Source organism: Streptomyces sp. URMC 127, from assembly GCF_051386535.1.
Taxonomy (GTDB): Bacteria; Actinomycetota; Actinomycetes; order Streptomycetales; family Streptomycetaceae; genus Streptomyces.
Genome location: NZ_JBPQTW010000313.1, coordinates 1 through 5,957, shown reverse-complemented (window position 1 = coordinate 5,957; position 5,957 = coordinate 1). Strand labels below are relative to the sequence as shown.

Genomic DNA, 5,957 nt, shown 5'->3' with positions numbered 1-5,957 from the left:
CGGGCCTCATGCCGGGCCTCATGCCGGGCCTCATGCCGGGCCTCATGCCGGGCCTCATGCCGGGCCTCATGCCGGGCCCCATGCCCCGGCAAGCACGGGCCGGATCGTTGCGCGAGGTCTGGTAGATGCCGGGAGGATCGGGTACATACGGTCCAGTAGTACCGGTCGGTAGCCGACCGGGACGGCCCCGACTGAAGCGGCGAGGTGCCTCATGACCGCACCATCCGTACGACCGGTCTCCGAGCGCGAAGCACGCCAGGTTGCCGAAGCGGCCCGGGAGCAGGACTGGAAGAAGCCCAGTTTCGCCAAGGAACTCTTCCTCGGCCGGCTCCGCCTCGATCTGATCCACCCGCACCCGACCCCCGCCATGGAGGACGTACGGCGCGGCGAGGAGTTCCTCGCCAAGCTCCGCGACTTCTGCGAGACCCGCATCGACCCCGCCCGCATCGAGCGGGAGGCGAGGATCCCGGACGAGACGGTGAACGGGCTCAAGGAGCTCGGCGCCCTCGGCATGAAGATCGACACCAAGTACGGGGGCCTGGGGCTCACCTCGGTCTACTACAACAAGGCCCTCGCCATAGTGGGCTCCGTCAGCCCTGCCGTCGGCGCGCTGCTGTCCGCCCACCAGTCCATCGGTGTCCCCCAGCCGCTCAAGCTCTTCGGCACGCAGCAGCAGAAGGAGGCCTTCCTGCCGCGATGCGCGCGTACTGACATCTCGGCGTTCTTGCTCACCGAGCCCGACGTCGGCTCCGACCCGGCCCGCCTCGCCACCTCCGCGGTCCCCGACGGCGACGACTACATCCTCGACGGCGTCAAGCTGTGGACGACCAACGGTGTCGTCGCCGACCTGCTGGTCGTCATGGCGCGGGTCCCCCGGAGCGAGGGCCACAAAGGCGGCATCACGGCCTTCGTGGTGGAGGCCACGGCCGAGGGCGTCACCGTCGAGCACCGCAACGCCTTCATGGGCCTGCGCGGCATCGAGAACGGCGTCACACGCTTCCACCAGGTGCGCGTCCCCGCTGCCAACCGCATCGGCCCCGAGGGCTCCGGGCTCAAGATCGCCCTGACGACCCTGAACACGGGCCGGCTGTCCATCCCCGCCATGTGCGTCGCCGGCGGCAAGTGGGCGCTGAAGATCGCCCGCGAGTGGTCCACGGCGCGTGAGCAGTGGGGCAAGCCCATCGCCAGGCACGAGGCGGTCGGTTCGAAGATCTCCTTCATCGCGGCGACGACCTTCGCCCTGGAAGCCGTTCTCGACCTCTCGGGCCAGATGGCCGACGAGGACCGCAACGACATCCGCATCGAAGCCGCCCTCGCCAAGCTGTACGCCAGCGAGATGGCCTGGCTGATGACCGACGAGCTCGTGCAGATCCGCGGGGGACGGGGCTACGAGAGCGCCGCCTCGCTCGCCGCGCGGGGCGAGCGCGCGGTGCCCGCCGAGCAGATGCTGCGGGACGCCCGCATCAACCGCATCTTCGAGGGATCCACGGAGATCATGCATCTGCTGATCGCCCGTGAGGCCGTGGATGCCCACCTGTCCGTCGCGGGCGACCTCATCGACCCCGAGAAGTCCCTGGGCGACAAGGCCCGCGCAGGCGCCCGTGCAGGGGGCTTCTACGCTCGCTGGCTGCCCAAGCTGGTTACCGGCCCCGGGCAGCTGCCGCGCACGTACCCCGAGTTCCACCCGGCGGGCCACCGCGACCTCGCCACCCACCTGCGCTACGTGGAGCGCTCGTCGCGCAAGCTCGCCCGCTCCACCTTCTACGCGATGTCACGCTGGCAGGGCCGCATGGAGACCAAGCAGGGCTTCCTGGGACGCATCGTAGACATCGGTGCGGAGCTCTTCGCGATGAGCGCGGCATGCGTCCGCGCGGAGCGGCTGCGCGCGGAGGGGGAGCACGGAGCAGAGGCGTACGAGCTCGCCGATGCGTTCTGCCGCCAGGCCCGGATCCGCACCGAGGAGCTCTTCGGGCGCCTGTGGACCAACACAGACGAACTCGACCGCAAGATCGTCTCCGGTGTGATGTCCGGGGCGTACGAGTGGCTCGAGGCCGGCATTCTCGACCCCAGCGGCGACGGCCCCTGGATCGCGGACGCCACCCCGGGCCCCGCCAAGACGGACAACGTGCACCGCCCCATCCGCTGAGCCCCGCCGCCCCAGGCGGGCGCTCTTCCGCCTCATGCGGAGGCCACCGGGCCGCCCCATGCGACGCGGGGGTCGGCCGGGCCTCATGCGGGACCAAGCCGGCCTCATGCGGCGCCGGCCGCGCGCCGCATGCGCCGCCGCCCGCCCGCCTCATGCGGTCCGGCCCCATGCGGCGGCTGCCCCGGCTCCATGCCGTGGCTGCCCCCGCCCCATGGGGCGGCTGCCCCCGCCTCACGCGGACGCTGCGCCCGCCTCATGCGGAAGGCGGCATCGCCCCGTGCGCACGGGGCCACCCGCCCCGTGCCGGCATGCCCGCCCCATGCGGATGTCACCCCACGGAGGGCGGACGGGGGCTCCCTGTCCGTCTTCCGTGCGGGAGAGGCAACAATGGAGCCCATGACGGACTCCCTCGCTGACCCGCACCTGCGCTACTCCGCCCCCACCGCCGCGGGCGGACCGCGCGAGATCGTGATCCTCGGCTCGACCGGCTCGATCGGTACCCAGGCCATCGACCTCGTGCTCCGCAACCCCGACCGGTTCCGGGTGACCGGCCTGTCGGCCGCCGGCGGCCGCGTGGAGCTCCTCGCCGAGCAGGCGCGCCAGCTGAGGGTGCGCACCGTCGCTGTCGCTCGTACCGACACCGTTCCGGCGCTGCGCGAGGCGCTGGCGGCGCAGTACGGGGCGGAGCCGCAGCCGGAGATCCTCGCGGGCCCCGAGGCGGCCGCCGAGCTGGCCCGCAGCGAGTGCCACACCGTCCTTAACGGCATCACCGGTTCGATCGGCCTGGCGCCGACCCTGGCGGCCCTGGAGGCCGGCCGGACGCTCGCGCTGGCCAACAAGGAGTCGCTCATCGTCGGCGGCCCCCTGGTCAAGGCCCTCGCCAAGCCCGGGCAGATCATCCCCGTGGACTCCGAGCACGCCGCGCTCTTCCAGGCTCTGCTGGGCGGCACGCGGGCCGAGGTCCGCAAGCTGGTCGTCACGGCCTCAGGCGGGCCTTTCCGGGGCCGTACGAAGGCCGAGCTGGCCTCCGTGACCCCTCAGGACGCGCTCGCCCACCCCACCTGGTCCATGGGCCCCGTGATCACGATCAACTCCGCCACTCTGGTCAACAAGGGCCTTGAGGTCATCGAGGCGCACCTGCTGTACGACATCCCCTTCGAGCGCATCGAGGTCGTCGTCCACCCGCAGTCCTACGTCCACTCGATGGTGGAGTTCGTCGACGGCTCCACGCTGGCCCAGGCCACCCCGCCCGACATGCGCGGCCCCATCGCCATCGGCCTCGGCTGGCCGGAGCGCATCCCGGACGCGGCTCCCGCCTTCGACTGGTCCACCGCCTCCACCTGGGAGTTCTTCCCGCTGGACGACGAGGCCTTCCCGTCCGTCGCACTGGCCCGGCACGTCGGCGGGCTGGGCGGCACGGCGCCCGCCGTCTTCAACGCCGCCAACGAGGAGTGCGTCGACGCCTTCCTCGCCGGCGGGCTGCCGTTCAACGGGATTGTCGATACGGTCGCGGAGGTGGTGGCGGAACACGGCACGCCCACCACGGGAACCCGTCTCACCGTCGCGGACGTCTTGCAAGCGGAGGCCTGGGCACGCGCCCGGGCCCGCGAACTGGCAGCGCGGACGGCCCCGGCGGCCCGTACCGCGAAGGCGACCTCGGAGGCCCGCGCATGACGACACTGATGACGGTCCTCGGGATAGTCGTCTTCGTGGTGGGCCTGCTCATCTCGATCGCCTGGCACGAGCTCGGCCACCTGTCGACCGCGAAGCTCTTCGGCATCCGCGTGCCGCAGTACATGGTCGGCTTCGGGCCGACGATCTTCTCGCGGAAGAAGGGCGAGACCGAGTACGGCATCAAGGCCATCCCCCTCGGCGGCTACATCCGCATGATCGGGATGTTCCCGCCCGGGGCGGACGGGCGGATCGCCGCCCGCTCCACCTCGCCGTGGCGCGGCATGATCGAGGACGCCCGTTCGGCCGCCTTCGAGGAGCTCCAGCCCGGCGACGAGACGCGGCTGTTCTACACGCGCAAGCCGTGGAAGCGCGTCATCGTGATGTTCGCCGGCCCGTTCATGAACCTGGTCCTGGCCGTCGCCGTCTTCCTCGGCGTGATGATGTCCTTCGGGATCAGCACGCAGACGACGACCGTCTCGACCGTCTCCGAGTGCGTCGTGGCCGCCAGCGCCCCCACCGACAAGTGCGGCAAGGGCAACCCCGACTCCCCGGCCAAGGCCGCGGGCCTCAAGCCGCGCGACAAGATCGTGGCCTTCAACGGGCACCGTACGGACGACTGGGCCACGCTCCAGAAGGAGATCCGCAGGACCACCGGCCCCGCCACCGTCACCGTGGAGCGCGACGGCGTCCGCAAGACCCTGAACGCGAACCTCATCTCCAACCAGGTCCAGAAGTACGACAGCAAGGGCGCGCCCATCAAGGGCCAGTACGTGACGGCCGGGTTCCTCGGCTTCGCGCCCGCCACGGGCGTGGTGCCGCAGACCTTCGGCCAGTCCGTCGACCGTATGGGCGACATGGTGCAGTCCGGCGTCGAGTCGCTGATCGACCTGCCCGGCAAGATCCCCGACCTGTGGAACGCCGCGTTCGACGGCGGTGAGCGCAAGGCCGACTCCCCGATGGGCGTCGTGGGGGCGGCACGCGTGGGCGGCGAGGTGTTCAACCTCGACATCCCGCCGTCGCAGCAGATCGCCACCATGCTGTTCCTGGTCGCGGGCTTCAACCTCTCGCTGTTCCTGTTCAACATGCTGCCCCTGCTGCCGCTGGACGGCGGGCACATCGCCGGAGCACTGTGGGAGTCCGTGCGGCGGGCCTTCGCGAAGGTGTTCCGCCGCCCCGACCCGGGGCCGTTCGACGTCGCGAAGCTGATGCCGGTCGCCTACGTGGTGGCGGGAATCTTCATCTGCTTCACTCTTCTCGTCCTCATCGCCGACGTGGTGAACCCGGTACGGCTCACCTAGCGCGAAGTGAGGACAAACGCCCGTTTGTGGCGACCGGCCGCAGTTTGTGGCCGGTCGCCCACGTTTGAGGGGCCTCCGCGGCGGGATGTGCTTCGAACGGACCGGGTGCCGTAATCTCGAAGCGGAGCCCGCCGATCTCGGGACCTTGATTCACACCTTGGGGTTGCTCGCCACATGACTGCGATTTCGCTTGGAATGCCCTCCGTTCCGATCAAGCTCGCCGACCGCAGGGTCAGCCGCAAGATCCAGGTCGGCTCCGTGGCCGTCGGAGGCGACGCACCCGTTTCGGTGCAGTCGATGACCACCACCAGGACGTCGGACATCGGCGCCACGCTCCAGCAGATCGCCGAGCTCACGGCCTCCGGCTGCCAGATCGTGCGCGTGGCCTGCCCCACGCAGGACGACGCGGACGCGCTGCCCGTCATCGCGAAGAAGTCGCAGATCCCGGTGATCGCGGACATCCACTTCCAGCCGAAGTACGTGTTCGCCGCCATCGACGCCGGCTGCGCGGCGGTCCGGGTGAACCCGGGCAACATCAAGCAGTTCGACGACAAGGTCAAGGAGATCGCGAAGGCGGCCTCGGACGCGGGCACCCCGATCCGGATCGGCGTGAACGCCGGCTCCCTCGACCGGCGGCTGCTGCAGAAGTACGGCAAGGCCACGCCTGAGGCGCTGGTGGAGTCGGCGCTGTGGGAGGCCTCGCTCTTCGAGGAGCACGGTTTCCGGGACATCAAGATCTCGGTCAAGCACAACGACCCGGTTGTGATGGTCAACGCCTACCGGCAGCTGGCCGCGCAGTGCGACTATCCGCTGCACCTGGGTGTGACCGAGGCCGGTCC

The 5,957-nt window shown here is 70.6% G+C and carries 4 protein-coding genes; all 4 read left to right on the top strand.

From position 1 onward, the window contains the following. Positions 1-211: 211 nt before the first annotated feature. Positions 212-2,146 (top strand): acyl-CoA dehydrogenase family protein, encoded by a 1,935-nt coding sequence (locus ACSNOH_RS32845; protein WP_436725106.1) that lies wholly within the window; start codon positions 212-214, stop codon positions 2,144-2,146. A 396-nt stretch (positions 2,147-2,542) separates the two neighbouring features. Beyond that, a complete protein-coding gene (gene dxr / locus ACSNOH_RS32840) occupies positions 2,543-3,820 on the top strand; it encodes a 1-deoxy-D-xylulose-5-phosphate reductoisomerase (protein ID WP_436725105.1) in 1,278 nt (425 codons plus the stop codon). After that, entirely contained in the window at positions 3,817-5,118 is a 1,302-nt protein-coding gene (locus ACSNOH_RS32835; protein ID WP_436725104.1) for a M50 family metallopeptidase, read from the top strand. The genes dxr and ACSNOH_RS32835 overlap by 4 nt, the downstream gene beginning before the upstream one ends. 174 nt (positions 5,119-5,292) lie before the next feature. Then, a partial coding sequence (locus ACSNOH_RS32830; RefSeq protein WP_436725103.1) for a flavodoxin-dependent (E)-4-hydroxy-3-methylbut-2-enyl-diphosphate synthase occupies positions 5,293-5,957 on the top strand: 665 nt, incomplete at its 3' end.

Bases quoted from the DNA above. Each gene is read 5' to 3' on its own strand.
- ACSNOH_RS32845 (WP_436725106.1), top strand. From the start codon at position 212: ATGACCGCACCATCCGTACGACCGGTCTCCGAGCGCGAAGCACGCCAG.
- ACSNOH_RS32835 (WP_436725104.1), top strand. From the start codon at position 3,817: ATGACGACACTGATGACGGTCCTCGGGATAGTCGTCTTCGTGGTGGGC.
- dxr (WP_436725105.1), top strand. From the start codon at position 2,543: ATGACGGACTCCCTCGCTGACCCGCACCTGCGCTACTCCGCCCCCACC.